Source organism: Paraburkholderia sp., assembly GCF_026225065.1.
Taxonomy (GTDB): domain Bacteria; phylum Pseudomonadota; class Gammaproteobacteria; order Burkholderiales; family Burkholderiaceae; genus Paraburkholderia.
This window is the reverse complement of the sequence record NZ_JAMFSB010000111.1, coordinates 1-3,886: the sequence shown is the minus strand read 5'-3', so window position 1 is coordinate 3,886 and position 3,886 is coordinate 1. Positions and strand designations below refer to the sequence as shown.

The following is a 3,886-nucleotide window of genomic DNA, read 5'->3' as shown; positions in this document are numbered from 1 at the left end:
TTTACTGCACCGTGGCGAGCACGTCGCGCACGGTCTTGAAGATGTGCTGGATCTGCTCTTCGTCGATGATCAGCGGCGGCGAGAACGCCAGAATATCGCCCGTGAAGCGGACCAGCACGCCAGCCTCGAAGCATTTGACAAAGGCCTCATAGGCGCGAGCGCCCGGGGCGCCGTCGCGCGGCTCGAGTTCGATCCCGGCGATCATGCCGAGATTGCGAATGTCCTTCACATGCTTCGCATCGCGCATCGCATGCGCGGCGGCTTCGAACGCGGGCGCCAGCGATGCAGCACGCTCGAACAGGCCGTCGCGGCGATACAGGTCGAGCGTCGCCACTGCCGCTGCAGCCGCAGCCGGGTGCGCCGAATAGGTATAGCCATGGAACAGTTCGATCGCGCCCTGCGCGCCGGCATTGACGACCGTGTCGTGGATGTTGCGGCTGGCGGCCACTGCGCCCATCGGAATCGAGGCGTTATTGATGGCCTTGGCCATCGTCAGCAGGTCCGGCGTGACGCCGAAGTACTCGCTGGCCGTCGCTTTGCCCAGGCGCCCAAAGCCGGTAATGACCTCATCGAAAATCAGCAGGATGCCGTGCTTCGTACAGATATCGCGCAGCTTCTGCAGATAGCCTTGCGGCGGAATCAGCACGCCTGTCGAGCCGGCCACCGGTTCGACGATAACCGCGGCAATCGTCGACGCGTCATGCAGCGTGACGATGCGCTCGAGTTCGTCGGCCAGATGCGCGCCCCAGGCCGGCTGACCCTTCGTGAACGCGTTGTGTTCGAGATTATGCGTGTGCGGCAGATGATCGACCGCCGGCAGCAGCGCGCCGGAGAAGGTCTTGCGGTTCGGTGCAATGCCGCCCACCGAAATGCCGCCGAAGCCCACGCCGTGATAGCCGCGTTCACGGCCGATCAAACGCGTGCGCTGACCTTCGCCGCGCGCGCGGTGATACGCCAGCGCGATCTTCAGCGCCGTATCCACCGATTCGGAACCCGAGTTGGTGAAGAAAATCCGGTCGAGTCCGGCCGGCATCAGTTCGGCGACTTTCGTTGCCGCTTCGAAGGCGAGCGGGTGGCCCATCTGGAAGGTCGGCGCGAAATCGAGCGTGGAAAGCTGCTGGGTGATGGCGGCGACGATTTCATCGCGGCTATGGCCGGCGTTCACACACCAGAGCCCGGCACAGCCGTCGAGCACCTCGCGGCCATCCGTCGTGCGGTAGTACATGCCCTTGGCCGATTCCAGCAGGCGCGGCGAGGCCTTGAACTGGCGGTTGGCGGTGAAAGGCATCCAGAAAGACGACAGATCGTCGATGACGGGGCGCGAAGTCATGGTGTTCTCCTCGAAGTGGTCCCCCAAGGAGACTTCCTTCGGGGCGTTGCCGTTGCGAAACTGTAGCGTCCGAGGTTAAATGGCGGACATAAACAGTTGATGCACTGAGCAGCTAACTGTATAGGTAAAGTTGCTGGAACTGTGCTGGTTGCTGGCGTGTTCTGCAGCCCAGCCGTTTGCCCATATTGCTCCCTTTGCCGCTCGCCCCTCTCGCAACTTTGCTCCCGACCATGATCGAACTCCAACTGGAACGCGACCGCCGTGCCGCGCCCACCCTCGTCGAGCAGCTGGTTCAAGGATTTGCGAGCGCCATCGAGGGGCAGTCGCTGCGGGCCGGCGCGCTGCTGCCGTCGGTGCGGCGCCTGGCGGCGAGCCACGAGCTGAGCACCTTTACCGTGACGGAGGCCTACAACCGTCTTGTTTCGATGGGTCTGGTGGTCGCACGCCGGGGTTCGGGCTACCGGGTGGCGTCGCGCGCGCAGGCCGCACGCGTGAGCGCGACCGACTGGCAGCCGCCCAGCCTCACCGCGACGTGGCTGCTGTCCGACGTATTCGCCGACCATTCGGTGCCGATCAAGGCGGGCGGCGGCTGGCTGCCGAACGAATGGGTCAACGAGAGCGGTCTACAGCAAGCGCTCCGCTCGATGAGCCGGGTGCCCGGGCCGCGCATGGGCGATTACGGTCATCCCTATGGTTTTGCGCCGCTGCGCGAGCGCATTGCGGGGCAGCTCGATCGCCACGGCTTGCCGGTCGAGGTTTCGAATGTACTGCTGACGCAAGGCGCGACCCAGGCGCTGGATCTGATCGTGCGGACCTTGCTGCGCGCGGGCGATGTGGTGATCGTCGAAGATCCCGGCTACTGCAACCTGCTGCAGATTCTCAAGCTGGCCGGGTTGGTCGTGCATGGCGTACCGCGCACGCCGGCTGGCGTCGATACGGATGTTCTCGAAACTCTGGTGGCCGCGCATCGGCCCAAGGCAATTTTCGTCAACACGACGCTGCAGAATCCAACCGGCGCGACCTTCGGGATGGCCGCGGCGTTCCGTCTGCTGCAGATTGCGGAGCGCGCGCGCATGTGGGTGATCGAAGATGACGTGAGCCGCGAACTCGCCCCGCCGGGCGCGCCGCTGTTTGCCGCGATGGAGGGGTTGCAGCGCGTGCTGTATGTAGGCGGCTTCTCGAAGACGGTGACGCCAGGCTTGCGCTGCGGCTATGTGGTAGCCGAGCGCGACGTGCTGCGCGAATTGGCGCGTACCAAGATGGCGGTGGGGCTGACGTCGTCGGAAACGATCGAACGGATCGTCGACAAGGTGCTGCTCGAAGGACGCTATGCGCGCCACGTCGAGGACGTCAACGAGCGGCTCAAGGCCGCCCATGCGGTGGTGGAAGAGCGGCTCGATGCGCTGGGGCTTGAGCTGTTTCACCGGCCGCGTGCTGGGCTGTTTCTGTGGGCGCGTTTGCCTGTCGAACCGGAGCGGGCGGGGGAGGTGGCGACGGCCGCGCTCGCACACGGCATCTGGCTCGCGCCGGGCTCGTATTTCCGCCCGGACGATGCGGCGAGCGCGTGGTTCCGCTTCAACGCGCCGTATTCGACCGAGGACGCGTTGTGGCGGTTTATCGAGCGCGTGGGTAAAGAGAAGGTCGACTAGCTCAGCAAACGCGCCGCGATCGGATACAGCGTCACCACGAGCGACAAGGCCATCGCTATGTTGAAGATGCGCAGGCGCTTCGGGTCCGTGAGCACTTGCCGCATGGCCGTACCGAAACCGGCCCACAGACAGATGCACGGAAGGCCGATGAAGTAGAACACCACGGCCATCAGCATCACATTGCTGCCGAAGTTTTCGCTCACGTGGATCGTCGTGACGGCAGTCAGCACCATCATCCACGCCTTCGGATTGACCCATTGAAAGGCGATGGCCTCGTAAAATTTCATCGGACGGCGCTCCCCGTTGCGCAGCTTCACCTCGCCCGACGTAGCGATTTTCCACGCGAGATACAGCAGATAGGCGACGCTGGCGATTTCCAGCACCGAGTACAGCGCCGGGAAACGGTGGAATGCTTCGCCGAGCCCGAAGCCGACGCACAGCATCAGTAATACGACCCCCGCGCTAATGCCGAACACATGCGGTAGCGTGCGGCGAAAGCCGAAGTTGACCCCCGAGGTGAGCAGCATCGTGTTGTTAGGCCCCGGCGTGATGCTGGTGACTAGCGCGAACAGGATGCCGGCGGGCAACGCGCTGAGAGATTCGAAGGACATGGGGGGCTCCAGTGACGATGCGCTTTTACGCAGTTTATCGACAGGAGCCAGTACAGTAACGGTACAGATTTGCCGATGGTATCCGGTACAGATGAGGCCGCGCACCCGCTAAAGGGCAGCGTTTTCGTCGCCCAACGCACCGCTGCTGGCGAAAGACGCTGTGACATCACGAGCCGTATAGGCTTCGACTTCGCGAATGAACCGCGCGAGCGGGCCATTCTCGTGATCCCGTTTCCAGACAAATTCGACGGGATAGGTCAGCGTCAGTTCGGGATGCGTGATGAGACGCGTCGCCG

General features: G+C 63.8%; 3 protein-coding genes and 1 pseudogene. 1 reads left to right on the top strand and 3 read right to left on the bottom strand.

Features of this window, described 5'->3' with window-relative positions; all coding sequences use genetic code 11:
* Window position 1: 1 nt before the first annotated feature.
* Complete coding sequence (locus M0954_RS08825; protein WP_122156773.1) at window positions 2–1,330, bottom strand: aspartate aminotransferase family protein; 1,329 nt, start codon at window positions 1,328–1,330, stop codon at window positions 2–4.
* A gap of 230 nt (window positions 1,331–1,560) precedes the next feature.
* Here M0954_RS08825 and M0954_RS08820 point away from each other — a divergent pair, with 230 nt between their 5' ends.
* Complete coding sequence (locus tag M0954_RS08820) at window positions 1,561–2,979, top strand: PLP-dependent aminotransferase family protein (protein ID WP_133894113.1); 1,419 nt, start codon at window positions 1,561–1,563, stop codon at window positions 2,977–2,979.
* Here M0954_RS08820 and M0954_RS08815 read toward each other — a convergent pair.
* Both M0954_RS08815 and M0954_RS08810 read right to left on the bottom strand, forming a co-directional pair.
* Complete coding sequence (locus M0954_RS08815) at window positions 2,976–3,590, bottom strand: LysE family translocator (protein ID WP_123386334.1); 615 nt, start codon at window positions 3,588–3,590, stop codon at window positions 2,976–2,978. The two genes, M0954_RS08820 and M0954_RS08815, sit on opposite strands and share 4 nt — an antisense overlap.
* 108 nt (window positions 3,591–3,698) lie before the next feature.
* A pseudogene (locus tag M0954_RS08810) lies at window positions 3,699–3,886 on the bottom strand (hypothetical protein); the annotation flags it as partial.

Excerpts from the sequence above, each read along its gene's own strand:
- M0954_RS08825 (WP_122156773.1), bottom strand. The coding sequence starts at position 1,330 with ATGACTTCGCGCCCCGTCATCGACGATCTGTCGTCTTTCTGGATGCCT.
- M0954_RS08820 (WP_133894113.1), top strand. The coding sequence starts at position 1,561 with ATGATCGAACTCCAACTGGAACGCGACCGCCGTGCCGCGCCCACCCTC.
- M0954_RS08815 (WP_123386334.1), bottom strand. The coding sequence starts at position 3,590 with ATGTCCTTCGAATCTCTCAGCGCGTTGCCCGCCGGCATCCTGTTCGCG.